At 63.4% G+C, this 17758-nt stretch carries 18 protein-coding genes; 4 read left to right on the forward strand and 14 right to left on the reverse strand.

Annotated elements, in window-relative coordinates; all coding sequences use genetic code 11:
* Positions 1-12 precede the first annotated feature (12 nt).
* The gene (locus THECO_RS09675; RefSeq protein WP_015254855.1) at positions 13-279 is read right to left on the reverse strand and encodes a YqhV family protein; all 267 of its coding nucleotides are present in this window, start codon (positions 277-279) and stop codon (positions 13-15) included.
* Positions 280-452: 173 nt separating this feature from the next.
* Between THECO_RS09675 and comA the strand changes: the two genes are divergently transcribed.
* Positions 453-1304: a phosphosulfolactate synthase gene (gene comA, locus THECO_RS09680; protein WP_015254856.1), complete on the forward strand. Its 852-nt coding sequence runs from the start codon at positions 453-455 to the stop codon at positions 1302-1304.
* Positions 1305-1735: 431 nt separating this feature from the next.
* Entirely contained in the window at positions 1736-2200 is a 465-nt protein-coding gene (locus THECO_RS09685; protein WP_015254857.1) for a DUF441 domain-containing protein, read from the forward strand.
* A 121-nt stretch (positions 2201-2321) separates the two neighbouring features.
* Here THECO_RS09685 and THECO_RS09690 read toward each other — a convergent pair whose 3' ends face one another.
* From THECO_RS09690 to THECO_RS09720, 7 genes are all read right to left on the reverse strand, one after another.
* Complete coding sequence (locus THECO_RS09690; protein WP_015254858.1) at positions 2322-3575, reverse strand: aspartate kinase; 1254 nt, start codon at positions 3573-3575, stop codon at positions 2322-2324.
* A gap of 146 nt (positions 3576-3721) precedes the next feature.
* On the reverse strand, positions 3722-4279 hold the full coding sequence (efp, locus tag THECO_RS09695; protein WP_015254859.1) for an elongation factor P: 558 nt from the start codon (positions 4277-4279) through the stop codon (positions 3722-3724).
* Positions 4280-4337: 58 nt separating this feature from the next.
* Positions 4338-5414, reverse strand: coding sequence for a M24 family metallopeptidase (locus THECO_RS09700; protein WP_015254860.1), 1077 nt, complete (start codon positions 5412-5414; stop codon positions 4338-4340).
* Between the two features lie 5 nt (positions 5415-5419).
* The gene (gene aroQ, locus THECO_RS09705) at positions 5420-5884 is read right to left on the reverse strand and encodes a type II 3-dehydroquinate dehydratase (protein WP_015254861.1); all 465 of its coding nucleotides are present in this window, start codon (positions 5882-5884) and stop codon (positions 5420-5422) included.
* A 139-nt stretch (positions 5885-6023) separates the two neighbouring features.
* Entirely contained in the window at positions 6024-7154 is a 1131-nt protein-coding gene (locus tag THECO_RS09710; RefSeq protein WP_015254862.1) for a serine hydrolase domain-containing protein, read from the reverse strand.
* Positions 7151-9220, reverse strand: a complete 2070-nt coding sequence (locus tag THECO_RS20550) for an AraC family transcriptional regulator (RefSeq protein WP_015254863.1) — start codon at positions 9218-9220, stop codon at positions 7151-7153. The genes THECO_RS09710 and THECO_RS20550 overlap by 4 nt, the downstream gene beginning before the upstream one ends.
* A gap of 109 nt (positions 9221-9329) precedes the next feature.
* Complete coding sequence (locus THECO_RS09720) at positions 9330-9836, reverse strand: YqhR family membrane protein (protein WP_015254864.1); 507 nt, start codon at positions 9834-9836, stop codon at positions 9330-9332.
* Positions 9837-10009: 173 nt separating this feature from the next.
* On the opposite strand from THECO_RS09720, the gene THECO_RS09725 reads away from it, so the two are divergent.
* A complete protein-coding gene (locus THECO_RS09725; RefSeq protein WP_015254865.1) occupies positions 10010-10987 on the forward strand; it encodes a DUF1385 domain-containing protein in 978 nt (325 codons plus the stop codon).
* Between the two features lie 19 nt (positions 10988-11006).
* Positions 11007-11300, forward strand: coding sequence for a hypothetical protein (locus tag THECO_RS09730; RefSeq protein ID WP_015254866.1), 294 nt, complete (start codon positions 11007-11009; stop codon positions 11298-11300).
* A gap of 66 nt (positions 11301-11366) precedes the next feature.
* Here THECO_RS09730 and mntR read toward each other — a convergent pair whose 3' ends face one another.
* From mntR to metG, 6 genes are all read right to left on the reverse strand, one after another.
* Positions 11367-11789: a transcriptional regulator MntR gene (gene mntR, locus THECO_RS09735; protein ID WP_015254867.1), complete on the reverse strand. Its 423-nt coding sequence runs from the start codon at positions 11787-11789 to the stop codon at positions 11367-11369.
* 126 nt (positions 11790-11915) lie between these two features.
* Complete coding sequence (locus THECO_RS09740; protein ID WP_015254868.1) at positions 11916-12632, reverse strand: cytochrome c biogenesis CcdA family protein; 717 nt, start codon at positions 12630-12632, stop codon at positions 11916-11918.
* A 25-nt stretch (positions 12633-12657) separates the two neighbouring features.
* The gene (locus tag THECO_RS09745; protein ID WP_041853871.1) at positions 12658-13464 is read right to left on the reverse strand and encodes a metal ABC transporter permease; all 807 of its coding nucleotides are present in this window, start codon (positions 13462-13464) and stop codon (positions 12658-12660) included.
* Positions 13465-13496: 32 nt separating this feature from the next.
* Positions 13497-14297 (reverse strand): metal ABC transporter ATP-binding protein, encoded by an 801-nt coding sequence (locus tag THECO_RS09750; protein ID WP_015254870.1) that lies wholly within the window; start codon positions 14295-14297, stop codon positions 13497-13499.
* A gap of 57 nt (positions 14298-14354) precedes the next feature.
* Positions 14355-15389 (reverse strand): metal ABC transporter solute-binding protein, Zn/Mn family, encoded by a 1035-nt coding sequence (locus THECO_RS09755; protein WP_015254871.1) that lies wholly within the window; start codon positions 15387-15389, stop codon positions 14355-14357.
* A gap of 182 nt (positions 15390-15571) precedes the next feature.
* Positions 15572-17566, reverse strand: a complete 1995-nt coding sequence (gene metG / locus THECO_RS09760; protein ID WP_015254872.1) for a methionine--tRNA ligase — start codon at positions 17564-17566, stop codon at positions 15572-15574.
* Positions 17567-17758: the final 192 nt, after the last annotated feature.

Raw genomic sequence — 17758 nt, forward strand, 5'->3', positions numbered from 1 at the left:
CCGGACGAGATGCTATTTTTTGAGAATGCCGATCAGGAGACAGGTGACGCCGGCCGTAATCCACACCAGCTTCGACGGCGACAGCTTGTCCGCCAGGCCGGCGAGCCCGACCGCCGTTGTCGTCAGCAGCACGATCGGCCCTACAAACGCCAGCGACGAATTGACGACGAGCGCCTTGTCCACCTGGTTGAGCCTGAGCATGAGCAGCGCGGCGAGCATCTCGATGCTGCCCGACAGGAGCCGGAGCGTCGCCATCGCCAGCACGAATTTGTTGATCATGTGGCCCACCTCCGTTGGACCGTACCGTAAACGGCCGGTCCCTACACTGTATGCAGGCTCGTCCCGCCGCATGCCGGGCACCTGCCCTCGCCGGGATGCATATATTGCTCGCGAGGTTGGCGATAGGCCCATAACGATAGGCCCATAATTTGAAATGCAAGGAGAATCGGAGGATGAAACTTACCCCACGAGGGGCGTGGTCCCCCCTGCTGTTCGACCCGGTCGGCGAACGCTCGGGTCTCCGGGCTGACAGCGCAGACGGTCTTGACCTTAAGCGTTCAGGCGGCAAGACGATGGTGATCGACAAGGGCGTCGGCTGGCATGCCTACTGCGACATGATCGACGCCGCCGGTGCCTACATCGACATCATCAAGCTGGCATTCGGCACGTCCGTGCTCTATCCGACGGACCTGCTGCTCCGGAAAATCGGATATGCCCGGCGGAACGGCATCACCGTCATTCCCGGCGGCACCCTGCTGGAGACGGCGGTCCGGCATGACGCCGCATCGGCGTTTTTCGACGCGGTCTGCGCCCTCGGTTTCGACGGCATCGAAGTGTCGGAAGGCACGATCGAGCTCGGCCGCAGGGAGCGGACGGCGCTCATCCGCGAAGGACGGGCGCGCGGGCTGACCGTCTTTGCGGAATTCGGGAAGAAGGAAGCGGGGTCGGCGATCAATCCCTATGCGCTTGCCGACGCGGCCGAGGCGGACTGGGACGCGGGGGCTTCGCTGGTGACGATCGAAGCCCGGGAATCCGGCACGGTCGGCGTGTTCGACGGCGACGGACGCCCGGATCCGGCCGTGTTCGAACAAATCGTCAAGTTGATCCCGGACACGGATCGGCTCATGTGGGAAGCGCCGAGGAAGGAACAGCAGGTGTTTCTCATCCGCGCGGCCGGGCCGAATGTCCATCTCGGCAACATCGCGCCCGGGGATGTGCTGGCGCTGGAAGCGATGCGGAGGGGACTGCGGAACGATACGTTCATGATGCAGAGGGAACTGGCGGTCTGCGATTATGTCATCTGACCAGGCGCGATGCCCGCCGTGCTTGTGCCGGGATGGCCGGCCGTGCCGCATGCCGTGCGCGGCCCCGGTCCGGGTCACGCGCCGGGACGCGGCGTTCGTCACCGTGCTCGGCGGGCTTTCGCGCTGTTCAGGTTCACGGATGTGATGTGCTGATCCCGGGTATCGCGCCGTTCGGGTGCCGGATACGGCCAGCGGCTCGCCACTAAGCGCTGCGCGGGACGTTGGCCGGCGAGTGCAGAGTGCCGGAGGCATGCCGATGCCGGCTTGGACATAGAATGGAACGAAGCCGCCGCAATCAGGCCGAAAAGGCCGGCGCCATTCTTCCGGAAGACACGTCCGTTTTGCGGCGATAGACAAGCCGTATGGCCAGCGTGAACCGTGCAAGGGTTGGGCCGTCGGAGAAAACCAGGCGGCTTCGGGAGAGAACGCCCGTGACCGGAGAAATCATCCTCGTCGCCCTGATCATCGTCGGCATCGTCGGCAGAAGTCCGATCATCTCGACGGCCGCCTGCATGCTGCTCATCATCAAGCTTGTCCATCTGGACCGTTACCTCCCGCTGCTCGAGCGGCGCGGGCTCGAACTCGGCCTGTTGTGTCTCACGTTCAGCGTGCTCGTGCCGTTCGCGACGGGACGCATTCAATGGAAGGAGATTCTCGCCGCCTTCTCGTCCTGGCCGGGATGGCTCGCGCTGCTCGGCGGCGCCCTCGCCACCTATGTCAACGGCAAGGGGCTGGAGATGCTCCGGTTCGATCCGCAGCTCATCGTCGGCATGGTCATCGGCTCGATCCTCGGCATCGTCTTCCTGCGCGGCATCCCGGTCGGCCCGCTCATGGCGGCTGGCATTACCGTCATTTTGTACAAGCTGCTCACGTTCATCGCGGACAGGGTGACGTAATATAAGTGAAAAAGAAAAACCGCCCGCTTCGGAAAAGCGGACGGTTGGCCGGAATGCGGTGTATTTCACCTCAGCCCCGCCAGGCGGATGCGTCTGCCGCAGCCGGCTCGGCGGCTTTCGATCAGCGGCGAACCTGCGGGCCGCCGACAAACGCTTGCTCGTTCGTGTCCAGACCGTAGGCGGTGTGCAGCGCCCGGACGACATCGTTCAGCGGCTCCGCGTCGATGACGCAGGATACTTTGATCTCGGACGTGCTCACCATTTTGATGTTGACGCCGAGGCCGCTGATCGTCTGGAACATCTGCGCCGCGACGCCGGGATTCGAAACCATGCCCGCGCCGACGATCGACACCTTCACGAGGCCGCTCTCGCTCGTCGCTTCGCGGTAGGGCACCGCGCCCCGCACCTCTTCGATGACGCGCATCGCCGCGTCAACGACATCGCCGGAGACGGTGAACGAGAAATCGGCTTTGCCGTCCTGCACGCCGCTCTGCACGATAATGTCGACATCGATGCCGGCGTCGGCGAGGGCGCCGAACACTTTCGCCAGCACGCCCGGCACGTCCTCCACACCCATGATGCTGATGCGGGCAACATTTTTGTCATAGGCGATGCCGCGGACGACAATGCCTTGTTCCATCGCTGCTTCCTCCTTCACTTGCGTACCTTCGCGGTCCGTGAAGCTCGAGCGGACGACGAGCGTCACGTTGTACTGCTTCGCGTATTCGACGGCGCGCGGATGGAGCACCGCGGCGCCGAGATGGGCGAGCTCCAGCATTTCGTCGTAGGTGATGGCGTCCAGCTTGCGGGCGTTGCGGACAACCCGCGGGTCGGTCGAGTATACGCCGTCGACGTCCGTGTAGATCTCGCACAGATCGGCATTCAGGGCGGCGGCCAGCGCAACGGCCGTCGTGTCCGAGCCGCCGCGGCCGAGCGTCGTGATCTCGCCCGCTTCCGTCACGCCCTGGAAGCCGGCCACGATGACGATGCGGCCTTCCTTCAGTCCGGCATGGACCCGATCCGGCGCAATGTCAGCGATCTTCGCCCTGCCGTGAACGGGCTCCGTCGTGATGCCGGCCTGCCAGCCGGTCAGCGACATCGCTTCGCCGCCCATCGCCCGGATCGTCATGGCGAGCAAAGCGATCGACACTTGTTCCCCGGTCGTCAGCAGCATATCCATCTCGCGCGCCGGCGGGTTCGGATTAAGCTGCTTCGACAGGTCGATCAGGTCGTCCGTCGTATCCCCCATGGCCGACACGACGACGACGATGTCGTGCCCCTCACGCTGCCGCGCCAGGATGCGCCCGGCGACGTGCCGCATCCGATCCGGCGTGCCGACCGAACTGCCGCCGAATTTCATTACGATCAACGACAATGCTGTCTCACTCCTATCCGAATCAATCACATACAGGTCAATATTATAGCATCAAGACAGATGTCCGGTATAGAAAATTTCACACCTTGCCGCGCCGGCTGCATGAGAAAGCCGTCCGGCGTTCCGGACGGCCATGCTTCCGCACATCAGGCGCGGGAAATGTATTTGCCTTCGCGGGTGTCGATCAGGAGCACGTCGCCTTCGTTGATGAAAAGCGGCACCTGAACGTTCAATCCGGTCTCCAGCTTCGCGTTCTTCGTCGCGCCCGTCGCCGTGTTGCCGCGGATGCCGGGCTCCGTCTCGACGACTTTGAGCTCGACGCTGTTCGGCAGGTTGATGCCGATGATTTCGCCCTGATAGCTGACGATGTGGACGTTCATGTTCTCTTTCAGGAAGTTGATCTCCCATTCAAGCTGCTTCTTGTCCAGCGTGAACTGGTCGAACGTCTCGTTGTCCATGAACGTATATTCGTTGCCGGAGTTGTACAGGTATTGAACCTCGCGGTTTTCGATCTGCGCCCGGTTCACGTTCTCGCCCGCGCGGAACGTTTTCTCGACGATGTTGCCGTTGCGCAGATTTTTCAGTTTCGAACGGACGAACGCCGCGCCTTTGCCCGGTTTCACGTGCTGGAATTCGAGAACGGAGAAAATTTCACCGTCCACTTCAATCGTAAGACCGGTTCTGAAATCGTTGACTGAAATCACTTTTTCTCTTCCTCCCTGCATCATTGGAGCCGGCGCTGCCGGCCCGCCTTGCCTTGGCCTACCCCGTCGCGAAGAACGCTTTCGGGGATGAAGTTAACACGCGGATCCCGGTATCCGTGACGACGACGTCGTCTTCGATCCGTACGCCGCCGAATCCCGGTATGTAGATGCCGGGCTCGACGGTCACGACCATGCCGGGCACAAGCACCGCATCGCTGCGCTGCGACAGCCTGGGCGCCTCATGGATCTCCAGACCGATGCCGTGACCCGTGCCGTGTCCGAAAAACTCACCATAACCATACCTTGCGATGATGTCCCTCGTCAAGGCGTCCGCCTCTCGCCCCGTTATGCCGGGCTTCAAGTTCGCCAGGGCATGTTCCTGCGCCTCGAGCACGATGGCGTAAATCTCCCGATGGCGGTCGGTCGGCTCGCCGACGACGATCGTGCGCGTCAGATCGGAGCAGTAACCCTGATAGTACGCGCCGAAATCGAACGTCACGAACTCGCCCGGCTGCAACTTGCGGCTTCCCGCGACGCCGTGCGGCATCGCCGAGCGCTCGCCGGAGGCGACGATCGTGTCGAACGACGGGCCGGAGGCGCCGTTCTTGCGCATGAACGACTCCAGCTCGGCGGCGAGGTCCAGCTCCGTCACGCCCGGGCGGACGAAATGGAGGATGTGCGCGTAGGCCGCGTCCGCGAGCTTCGCCGCTTCCCGGATCACGGCGATCTCGTCCTCGTCCTTCCTGACCCGGAGCTTCTCGGCGAGCCCGTCGACGGGCACCAGCTCCACCGGCGCGAGCGCCTTCGACCAGGAGGACCAGTCGGCGTACGACACCTGCCGCTCCTCGAATCCGAGCTTCTTCACGCCCGCTTCGGCGAGCAGCCCCTTCACGGTGTCCATCATGTCCGGCGCGTGCTCCACAACCCGGTAATCGGGCGCTTGCGCCGGCGCCTGCGTCATGTAGCGGAAATCGGTCAGCAGATACTGGCCGCGCGGCGTGAACAGCAGCGCGCCGGCCGTTCCCGTGAAGCCGCTCAGGTAGCGGCGGTTGACGGCTGAAGCCACGAGCATCGCCTCGAGGCCGGCCGCCTCGAGCGCCTCGCGAAACGCGGCGATCCGTTTGCCTGTGTTCATCCTCGTCACGCTCCCCCGCCGCCCGATGCGGCCCGCGCTTCGATCTCCCGGACGAGCGCCATGAGCCCCAGCTCGTAGCCGAGGGCGCCGAAGCCGGCGATCTGGCCGGCGGCGACCGGGGCGATGACCGACACGTGCCGGAACGGCTCGCGCTTGTGGATGTTCGACAGATGCACTTCGACCACCGGCAGCGCGACGGCGCTGAGCGCGTCGCGCAGCGCATAGCTGTAGTGGGTCAACGCGCCGGGATTGATCAGGATGCCGTCCACCCGTCCGAACGACGCGTGGATCCGGTCGATCAGGGCGCCTTCGTGGTTCGACTGGAAGCATTCGATTTCGACGCCGAGCCTGCCCGCCGCCTCGCGCAGCGACGCTTCGATCGACTCCAGCGTGACCGTCCCGTAGATGCCGGGTTCCCTGACGCCGAGCATGTTCAGGTTCGGTCCGTTCAGCACCAGCACTTTCGGCATGTCGCACCTCTCGCTTTGCAGCCTGCACAAAGATACAAGACATTTTATCACAGTCCGGTCACTTTTGAGAAGCGGACACCGGCGGCGGCGGGGCGTAAACGGCTCGAAGGCCCGGGCGGACGGCCCGGGCCTTCGCGCTTCACGCTTCGAACAAGATTCGCTCGGTCTCCCGCATCATGCGGTTTCTGAGCTCGTGGCTTCCTTCCCGCTCCTCGTTGCTCATGTAAATGACGACGATGTCCCGGTCCAGCCAGCGGTCGAATTCGGCGCTGTATCCGGGCCAGTAGCCGGCGTGCGACACCTTCCTTCCCCGCCGCGAATCGTCCGCGACGAACCAGCCGAGCCCGTTCCTGGCGGACGATCCGTCGTTAAGCCGCGCCGGCCGGTACGCCTCCCCGAGCGCGGCGCGGCCGAGCAGCTCCTCCGTCCGGAGCACCCGGTCCCAGCGCAGCAGCTCGGCGGCCGAGGCGTGGACGTTGCCGTCGCCCTGGATCGCGTCGAGGTACCAGACGAACTCCCAGCCCGGCACCGTATGGGGCGGGACGGCTTCCCCGTCTTCCCTTATCCAGTGTCCGACCGCATAGTCGGCTAGCCGCTCCGCGCGATCGGAATGCCGGCATTCGGTCAGCCGCGCAAAGCCGCACGGGCGGAAGATGCGCCGCTCGAGAAAATCGTGGAACGGGACGTCCGCGACTTTCTCGATCAGCATCGCAAGCAGCATGTAGCCGGTGTTGCTGTAGCAGTTTCTCTCCCCCGGCGGAAAATCCGGCTCCGGCTGCGCCTCGCAAATGTTCCTTAGCAGGCCGGCGTTGTCCGCCTGGACGGTTCGCTCCTTCGGCGTTTCGATCAGACCCTTGCGCACGAGCGGGATATAGTTCGGAATGCCCGACGTATGGGCAAGCAATTGGCGGATCGCGGCGCCCCGCCAGGGAAGTTCGGGAAACCAGCGGTCGATCGGCTCGTCCAGACGAAGCCGGCCTTCCTGGACGAGCAGCAGGACGGCCGCCGCCGTGAACGTCTTGCCGACCGACGCGACGTTGAACATCGTGTCCGCGGTCAGGCGGCGCCGGCGGTACCGGTCCGCCCAGCCCGCGGTCACGTCGGCGATCGGCTCGCCGTCCTTGGCGACGAGCAGCCTGCCGTTGAACCATCCCTGCTCCGCACAGGCTTCGAACAGACGCCGGATGCGTTCGCCTTTTTCCGTCCAGGCCGGCATGCGGTACGGGCCCGCGCCGACGCTTTTGCCTCTGCCCATGACGCCCGGCCTCACGACGTGAAGCTCCTGACGAGCTCGGCGATCGCGTGGCGGATTGCGAACGGCCCGTTCGTCGCCGCGGCGATGTCGATGAAATGGACGTTGCCGTTCTTCACGGCCTTCAGGCTGTTCCAGACGCCGTTCTTTTCGAACTCCGCGATCTTGGCCTCATACTCCGACGTGTACTCGAAGATGACGAGATGATCAGGGTCCATCCCGGCGAGCCCTTCCAGGCTCACCACCTGCCAGGTTTCCGGATAGCCTTCGGGAGCCGTGAGCCCGAGCCCGTCCTCGACTTCGTAGTAGAACTTGTACGGTTTCGTCCCCATCGCCCCGAACTGCTGCGGCCCGGCGATCCTGAGCAGCGCCGTCGTCTCGCCGCGGTACGGCTCCAGTTTCCGGTTCGCGTCCCGCATCGCCTGCTTCAATTCGGCGATGTAGCTTTCGGCCTTGTCCTCCTTGCCGATCAGCGCGGCGTATTCCCGGAGCCGGTCGTCCCATTCGCCGGCGCTTTCGAACATGACGACGGGCGCGATCGCGTTCAACTGGTCGTACACTTCCTCATGGAGCCCGAGCGTGCCGATAATGAGGTCCGGCTCAACCTCCAGCAGCTTCTCCAGATCCGGCGACACGACGTCGCCGAGATCGGCCACATCCGCGTTCGCGGCGTAATCGCCGATCGTGACCCTGAACTCCCGCAGAATTTCCGCTGCCAGCGGGGACGCCACGGGCGGCACGTCGAGCGCGAAGAAATATTCCATCTCGGCGAAATGGCCGACGGCGATCCGCTCCGGCTGCTTTTCGATCATGATCTCCTTGCCGGTGTCGTCGACGAACGTGCGCGGGAACGCCGCGGCTTCCGCTTCCGTTCGCATCCCGCCCGACGATTGCGCCGCGTCGGACGATTGCGCCCCGACCGATGTCTGCGCCCCGTTCGCCGGATTGGCGGCCGCCGGTTCGGTCCCGCTTCCGCCGCCGTCCGTCTGCCCCGAAGAGCAGGCGCCGAGCAGGGCGGCCAGCCCGAGCGCCGCCAGTTTGCCCTTCGCTTTGCCTAGGTTCAGCATGTCTTCTTCCCTTGCTCCTTCGATTGTGGATCTCTGATAATGATTCTCATTTCCATCAAGAGGATAGTCGATGGAGGCGGCAGGGTCAATGTCCGAATCGGACCCGTCATATGGACGATTCGCATATGGATGCGCGGCAATCGGACGCTCCGCGCCCGGATGTTCCGCGACGGGATGATCGGCGTCCGGCATCGCGCGCGCCATGAGCCGGTATCGGTTCGGCGGCATGCCGGTCAGCCGCTTGAACAGGCGCATGAAATAGAACATGTCGGCGTACCCGACACGCTCGGCGATCTCCTTCACGGACGATTCCGTCGTGCGCAGCAGCCGCTTCGCGTGCTCGATCCTGCACCGCGTCAGAAATTCGAGCGGCGTGTACCCCGTCCTGCGCTTGATCAGCTTCGCCAGATGCCGCTCGCTGTAATGGAACCGCTCCGCGATTCCGGCGACGCTGATCGGCTCGTGGTGGTGCAATTCGATATAGCGGATGATCCGGTCGGCGACGGACTGCCCGCTTCCCCGGGCGTGGCTCTCCGCCTGCTCGATGATTTCGTGGAACAATTGGTACAGCCGCCCCTTCAGGTTCAGGCCCGCGACCATGGGCCGTTCCCTGTCGCTCCATCCCTTCAGGATCTCTGCCACCTGCTCCTGGATCGCGAGCGGATTCGGCGGCGGAAAACCGAACGTGACCGCGGCGTCCGGCATTTCCCCGTCCGGCTGCCGGTACGGGAACGCGGGCCAGCACTGATAGTCGATCCCGCAGATTTCCACCGCGTCGGAAAGCAGCCGGCAATGGACCGCCTGCCCCCTGCCCGCGTGGATCACGCAGCACCCGTCCGCGTGGAATTCCCGATCGCCGACGCGATGGACGGCCCGGCCCCGCATGTGGACGATGAACCGGTTCGCCCGCAGCAAGACGGGTTCCGGCGGCGCGAGACGGTCCAACCTGCGGAAATCGACGCCGACCAACCGGATATAGGACTGGTTCCATACTTTCAGCAAATGATTCCATTCCATTCGGTCGCTCACCCTGCGGCCAAGCTTCACCACTAACAAGAATGATAATCATTATCATTGCAATCGTCAAATGAAAGTCCGGGCCCCTTCCCGCCCGGGCTTTCCGCATTCACCCCGCCGTCGCGGGTTCGCCGTGCGCCGAGTCATGAAATTCGAAGGCGATCGTGTAGCCGATGAACAGTCCCCACAGCATATGGATGCTCCATTCCGTCCAGATCGTGTTCCAGCCGATCCGGTTCAGCGGCTCCGTCATCCCGGCGAACGGCCCGACCGCCGTGAAGATGGCGGCCCACCAGGCCGTGCCGTAGACGATGCCCGCCCACGGGCCGCGGAACCGGATGAAGAGCGCCCGGTACAGAAGCGCCGCGATGACGGAGAACAGGATGAACGATCCGATGCCGGCCGCATGTCCAAGCGGCGATACGAGGAAATCCCGCAGGAAAAACGGCTCGATCCAATACCCCGCGTGCACGGAGGTGAATTTGAGCAGCTCGCACAGCCAATGGAACAGCCCCCAGATCAGGCCGGCCCAGAAGCCGGTGGAGGCCGCGTGCGCCCACGCGTTCGTCCCGCCCTTGCGCCTGCGGCTTAGGGCTTCATGCCAGATGCCTGACACGGGCGGACCCTCCTTTCCAGACGTCTTGCGCGCGATGGATATTATGCCTTGCCATCCGTGCTTCCATTCTAGCCCCGCGCCGCTCGCGGGACGTTGGCAATTGCGGCCCGAATCAAGTACAATGATGCTGCATGCCACTAACGGATTCGGCATCAGGAAAGGTGGAACGCGCTTTGCCACAAGACAAACCCGCCCTGTACGGCGGCCAGGCCGTGATTGAAGGCGTCATGTTCTCCGGCAAGCATGTGAACGTGACGGCGGTCCGCCGGAAAAACGACGAAATCGTATTCTACGAAGTGCCGAAAACGACGAAGCCGTGGGTCAAGGCGCTGCTCAGGATTCCGTTCATCCGGGGCATCGTCGGACTCATTGACTCCAGCGCCAAGGGCTCGCAACACCTCAATTTCTCGATCGAGCAGTATGCGGAAGACGAAGCCGGCGAAGAAGGCGCGGAGACGAAAGCCGAGGACGGGAAGAAGGAGTCGGTCTGGAGCCTGTCGATGATCTTCGGCGTCGCGGTCGCGGGCGTCATTTCGTTCGCGCTCGGCAAGCTGGCCTTCACGGTCGTGCCCGCCGCCGTCGAAGAGCTGCTGTTCGGCAAATCGTTCGACAACATCGTACTGCACAACCTGATCGAAGGCCTGATCAAAATCCTTTTCCTGCTCGGCTATCTGTACGCGATCTCGTTCACGCCGCTCATCAAACGCCTGTTCCAGTATCACGGCGCGGAGCACAAGGTGATCAGCTGCTACGAGGCCGGCGAGGAGCTCACCGTACAGAACGTGCAGAAATATACGCGCCTGCACTACCGGTGCGGCAGCAGCTTCATCGTGCTGTCGGTCATCGTCGGCGTCATTCTCTATTCCATGCCGTTCTTCGAATGGAACAGCATCTGGGAAAGAATCTACATCCGCATTCTGTTGCTGCCCGTCGTGCTCGGCGTCTCCTACGAGGTGCTGCGGCTGACGAACGCGGTGCGCGACATTCCCGTGCTCCGCTATCTCGGTTATCCCGGGTTGTGGCTGCAGCTGCTGACGACGAAGGAACCGACGGACGATCAGGTCGCGGTCTCGATTGCATCGTTCAACCGGATGCGCGAGCTTGACGCCCAGATCTCGGAACAGCCGGGACAAGCTGCTGTCAATGCGTGAAGTTGAAGGGGGAACGCCCATGCGCAGGAGACTCACCCCGGTGTCGGCCATCCTGCTGACGCTTGCCGCGATCGGCCTCGTCGCAATGCTGATTGACAGGCCGATCGATCTCATCATCCCCGCCGTCGTCTTCGGCATCGTGTTCCTGCTCTACAAGTTTCCGCCCGGCCGCAGCCGGCGGGAGTACCGGCCGCCGCGGCCGTCCGCGCGCGAACGGCGGAAGACCGGCGCCGCGTCCCGGCGCAAATCCGCGCCGTTCAAGGTGATCGAAGGCGGCCGGGACGATGACGAGGACAGGCCGAGATACCACTGAAACCGCCGCATGCGCAAAGCGACCCGCTGACGATGGATCGTCGGCGGGTCGCTTTGTCGCATGCGGTCATTCGTTTTCCAGTTCGCGTCTTACGGCGGCCAGCTCTTCCAGCCGCTTCGGATCGCGCTTGAAATATTCGACGAGCGTCTCGATGCAGGTGATCGAGTCCCAGCTCAGGTGATGTTCAATGCCTTCCACGTCCTGGTAGATGTTCTCTTCCCGGACGCCGATCAGCTCCAGAAACGTCTCGAGCAGCTTGTGGCGGTCGACGAGCCGCTTGCCGATCCGCTTGCCTTTGGCCGTCAGGACGAGACCGCGATATTTCTCGTACACCAGATAATCGTCCTTGTCGAGTTTCTGGATCATCTTCGTGACGGACGACGGATGGACGTCTAGACCTTCCGCGATGTCGGAAACGCGGGCGTAGCCTTTCTCGTCGATCAGTCGATAGATGCGCTCCAGATAATCTTCCATGCTCGGCGTGGCCATCGGCAACCTCCTTGATTCCCCGTCGCACTCGCCCGCGGCTTAAGCTGACGGTATTGGACGAATAATCATTGTACCATATCGCACCGGGATGCGCCACCGTCCGTCATCCGCCTGCCGCCGTCCGGATCAGAAATTGGCCTTGAGCCAATCCGGCGTGATGCTGTTCAGATAAACGGTGATGAGCGTCATTTGATCCGTGAACAGCAGGATGCCGAGCACGACGAGCAGCACGCCCCCGGTCTTCATCACCGCGTTCGAATACTTGAGCAGCGCCCGCGCAGATCCGAGGAAGAACGCGAGGATGAAGAACGGAATGGCGAACCCGATTGCGTACGCGGTCGTCATCGCGAACCAGGAGCCCGGCGAAGAAGCCTGCAGCCCGAGGATCGCTCCCAGAATCGGCCCGGCGCACGGCGACCAGCCCATGGAGAAGCCGATGCCGAAGATGAACGAGCCGAGGTAGCCGGCCTTCGGACCACCGAGTTTCAGTTTCCGCTCCTGCATGAGAAACTTCGGTTGCAAGACGCCGGCGAGAATCAAACCCATCAGGATGACGAGCAGCGCGGAAATTTGCCGGATGAGCTGCTGGTTGTCGCGGAAGAAATCGGCAAACGCGTTGACGCCGTATCCGAGCGTATAGAAGAGCAGCGAGAAACCGAGCAGGAAGAACAGCGTGTGCGACGCCATCTTGACCCGCATCTGGCGCGTATGGGCGCCGGCCCTCAGATCGCTTACCGAAATGCCGGTGATATAGGACAGATAGGACGGATACAGCGGCAGGCAGCACGGTGAAATGAACGACGCGAAGCCGGCGCCCAGCGCGATCCAGACGTTCAGGTCCATGGCGGGTGAGCCTCCTTGTAAATACTTACAGACTGAGCCTTCGTTTGATGACAAGCTGCGCCAGCAGGACGGCGATCAGCAGCAGCACGACCGTCCCCCCGGGCGCGAGGTTCCAGTAGCCCGCGGCGAGCAGACCGGCGAGCACCGCCGCTTCGGCGATGCCGACCGCAAGCAGCACCGACTGCCGGAAGCTGCGCGCGGCGAGCAGGCCGCACGCGGCGGGAATCGTCAGCAGCGCGGAGACGAGCAGCGCGCCGACGATCTTGATCGAGACGCTGATGACGAGGGCGGTCAGCACGCTCATGATCAGGTTCAGCGTCCGGGTCGGCAGCCCGCCCACCGCGGCGGCGTCCTCGTCGAACGTCATCAGGAACCATTCCTTGTACTGCAAGAGGACCGCAGCCAGCACGAGAATCGTCACGGCGGCGATCCAGATCAGATCCGCGGTGTCCAGCGTGTAGATGCTGCCGAACAGATAGCTCGTGATGTTGACGCCGAATCCCCGGTCCAGCGAGAACAGCAGCGAAGCGAGCGCGATGCCGCCCGCCATCATGATCGCGATCGACAGTTCGGCGTACGTCTTGTACGCTTTGCGCAGACGCTCGATGGCGAGCGTCGCCAGCAGCGCCGCGGCCATGCCGCCCGCAGCGGGCGAGCCGAGCCCGAGCAGGTAGCCGGCCGCCACGCCGGCCACCGACACGTGCGAAAGCGTGTCGCCGATCATCGAGAGCCGGCGCAGCACGAGAAACAGCCCGAGCAGCGGGCCGGCGGCCGCGATGAGCGCGCCGCCGATCAGCGCGCGCTGAAAGAAATCCATGGTGAGTAGTTCCACGTTGTTGGGGCATCCTCCCTGTATCGGACCGGTCAGCGGACGAGCGCCGGTTCTTCCGCAGCGCGGCGGTATTCGCGCAAGCTGTGGGTCAGATCCGTCTCGACGCAGTCTTCCCGGTCGTGCGAGTGGCGGACATAGAATTTCAGTCTGCCCGCTTCCGCCGCGGGCGCATCATCCAGATAGGAACGGAATCGCTCCCGGTCGTGCGACACCATCAGAAACGTGATGTTGTGATGCTGATGCATGTGCCGGATCAAATGATAGAAGCTGTCCTGCGTCTCCGCGTCGATGCCGACCGTCGGCTCGTCGAGGATGAGCAGCGCCGGGCTGTTCACCAGGGCGCGCGCGAGGAAAACCCGCTGCTGCTGCCCGCCGGACAGCATGCCGATCCGCTTGCCGGCCAGATCTTCAATCCCGAGGGCCTGCATCGCGTCATCCACCTTCTGATAATCCGCTTTCGTCAGGCGACGGAACAGCTTGTGCCGCCCGTACATGCCGGACAGGACGACTTCCCGCACCGTCGCGGGAAACAACGGATTGAACGCGTTCTTCTGCGGCACATAGCCGATCCGCTCCCGCTGCCGGAAGCGCCGGGCAGGTTCGCCGAACAGCCGGACTTCGCCGCCGTTCGGTTCGAGCAGCCCGACGATCAGCTTGAGCAGCGTCGTCTTGCCCGCCCCGTTCGGCCCGGCGAGCAGCGCGAAATCCCGCTCCCGCACGGTGAAATGGAGATGTTCGATAATCGGACGCCGCTCATAGGCGAACGAGACATCCGACAGTTCAATGACCGGCTGATGGCAGCCGGGGCCCTCCGGAATCCGTCCGGTCGGCACGGCGCGTCACCTTCTTCCGAATGCGAGGCCGGCCTGGACGGCCGGCTGTTTCAAGATTCATTGTAAAGCCTTCTTCAGATTTTGCAAATTCATTTCCATAATCGTCACATAATCGTCGCCATTAGCTTCCTGCTCGGGCGTCAGCCCTTCGACGGGGTTCAGCACCAGCGTCTCGGCGCCCGCTTCGTTCGCAAGCGTCCGCGCGAGCCGGTCCGAGACAAGCTCCTCGAAGAAAATGTACCGGATGCCGCTTCCCTTCACGAAATTGACGATCCGCTTCAGGTCCTGCGCCTTCGGCTCCGCTTCCGGCGTGAGGCCCATCACGGCGATCTGGTTCAGCCCGTAATCGCGGCACAGGTAGGCGAACGCCTGATGGGAGACAACGATGTCCCGCCGCGGCAGGCCGGACAGCTCCCGCTCATACGCTTCGTCGAGCGCCTCAAGGCGGCCGGCCAGCGTTCCATAGTGCTCCTCATAGACGGCCGCGTTCGCCGGATCAACCGCGGCGAGCGCATCCCGCACGTTCTGCGCCATCCGAAGCATCGATTTCGGGCTGACCCAGACATGCGGGTCGACGGACCCGTCGTGCCCGTGATCATGCTCGTCCTCATGCTCGTGCGCTTCGGCTTCCGGATCGAGCGGAATCAGCTCGATCCCTTCGCTCGCCTCCACGATCATCACGCCGCTGTCCGATTCGATGCCTTCGAGCAGCTCGTCCGTCCATCCTTCGAAGCCGGCGCCGCTGTACAGGAACAGATCGGCCCGCGAGATGTTGACCAGATCGCGGCTCTTCGGCGTCCAGTCATGCGGCTCCACGCCCGCCGGCACGAGATTCGAGACGTCGACCCGATCCCCGCCGATTTCGGAAGCGAGGAAAAACAGCGGGTAAAAACTCGTCACGACGCCGGGTTTCCCGCCATCCGAAAGGCCTCTTCCGCCGTTTCCTCCGCTTTCGCCGCCGCCCGCGCTCCCGCCGCTTCCTCCGGCTCCGCCTGCTCCGCCGCAGCCGGCCAGCAGCATCGCCGCCGCCAGCAAGGCGGACGCCAAGGCATACCGCTTGCGCTTCACACTGCGTCTTCCGGCATCATGCATGTTTCCAACCACTCCCATCCAGACCAGGTTGCCGACATGCGGCTACCCGGTCTTTTCTCTTAATCGTAATCGTTACTATTACGGTCTCAGTATATCCGCCCGCCCGCAGGCTGTCAATACGCAGCAAGCAGGCTGTCAGCCGTGACAGGACGGCCGGATGCAGCCTGCTTGCCAACCTTGCATTATTTTACAACAGCGCCGTTCGGCATATCCTGCGGCACTTCCACGACCGCCAGTCGGCCGCCTTCGGAAGCGGCCAGGATCATGCCTTGCGACAATTCGCCGCGCAGCTTCACGGGCTTCAGATTCGTCACGCAGACGACTTTGCGGCCGACGAGCGCTTCCGGCTTGTAATGCTGGGCAATGCCGGACACGACCTGGCGCTGTTCGGAACCGAGGTCAAGCTGCAGCTTGAGCAGCTTGTCGGCGCCTTTGACCGGCTCGGCGGCGATGACCTGCGCCACGCGCAGCTCCACCTTCGCGAAATCGTCGATCACAATTTCCGGCTTGCCGGACGAAGTCTTCTCCCCGCCGCCTGCCGGCTCGCCCTTGGCACTCGCATTTTCGGCCTGCGCCGCCGAAGCCGCCGGTTTGCCGGTAATCGCGGAAGCGATATAGTGCACCTCCGCTTCGACATCGAGCCGCGGGAAGAGCGGATCGCCCTTGACGACCCGCGTGCCGGCGGGCAGCGTGCCGAACGTTCTGACCGTATCCCATTCGGTCAGCGGCCCCTGCTCGATGCCGAGCTGCCGCCACATCTCCTTCGGCGCGCGCGTCAGGAACGGCTGGATCAGAATCGAGATGATGCGCAGCGACTCGGCCAGATGGTACAGCACCGACTTCAGCTGCGGCGCCGAAGCCTCGTCCTTCGCGAGCAGCCACGGCTGCGTCTCGTCGATGTATTTGTTCGTCCGGCCGATGAACTGCCAGATCGCCGCGAGCGCGACGGAGAACTCCATCTTCTCCATCGCCGCCTCCATGGCCTCGATCGCCTCCCGCGCAGCCGCTTCGAGCGAGGCGTCGTAGGCCGTCACATGCCCCTCGTACGCCGGCACGACGCCTCCGGTATATTTCTCCATCATCGCGACGGTCCGGTTCAGCAGGTTGCCGAGGTCGTTCGCCAGGTCGAAGTTCGTCCGTTCGACGAAGCTTTCCGGCGTGAACACGCCATCCGAGCCGAACGGCGTATCCCGGAGCAGCCAGTAGCGCAGCGCATCGAGCCCGTAGCGCTCGATCAGCACGACCGGATCGATGACGTTGCCCTTCGACTTCGACATCTTCCCTTCCTTCGTCTGGAACCAGCCATGGCCGAACACCTTCTTCGGCAGCGGGAGATCAAGCGCCATCAGCATGATCGGCCAGTAGATCGTATGGAAGCGGACGATCTCCTTCCCGACAAGATGGACATCCGCCGGCCAGAACGTCTTGAACAGCGAATCGTCGTCCGACCCGTAGCCGAGCGCCGTAATATAGTTCGTCAGCGCGTCGATCCAGACATAGATGACGTGCTTCGGATCGCCCGGCACCCTGATGCCCCAGTCGAACGTCGTCCGCGAGACGGCCAGATCTTCCAGCCCCGGCTTGATGAAGTTGTTGATCATCTCGTTCCGGCGCGACTCCGGCTGAATGAAGTCCGGGTTTTCCTCGTAATACTGCAGGAGCCGGTCGACATATTTGCCCAGCCGGAAGAAGTAGCACTCCTCCTTGAGCAGCTCGACGGGCCGCCCGCAGTCCGGACAATTGCCGTTCACGAGCTGCCGCTCGAGGAAGAATGACTCGCACGGCGTACAGTACCAGCCTTCGTACTCGCCCTTGTAGATGTCTCCCTGCTCGACCAGCCGGGCGAAAATTTTCTCGACCACCCGCTTGTGCCGGTCTTCGGTCGTGCGGATGAAGTCGTCGTACGAAATGTCCAGCTTCCGCCACAGCTCCTGGATGCCGGCCACGATGCCGTCGACGAACGGCTTCGGCTCCATGCCGCGCTCCCGCGCGCGGCGCTCGATCTTCTGCCCGTGCTCGTCCGTTCCCGTCAGGAAATGGACGCGGTAGCCGCGCAGCCGCTTGTATCGCGCCATCGCGTCGCCCGCCACGGTCGTGTACGCGTGGCCGATATGCAATTTGTCGCTGGGGTAATAGATCGGTGTCGTCAAATAGAACGTTTTGTCCGCGTTCGCCATTCCATTTGCCTCCTGTCATGAACTTCCTCATGCATGCAAAAAAGCCCCCGCCCGACATGGGACGAGAGCTTCGCTCACGTGGTACCACCCAATTTCCTCCCGGCCGACCTGAAATTTCAGCCGGAAGCTCGCTTTCGCCTGCATCCGCAGACTGTTCCCTTAACGCGGGGCACGTCCGCCCCTTGCGGCCCG

Origin of the sequence: Thermobacillus composti KWC4 (assembly GCF_000227705.2) — a bacterium.
Classification (GTDB): Bacteria; Bacillota; Bacilli; order Paenibacillales; family Paenibacillaceae; genus Thermobacillus; species Thermobacillus xylanilyticus.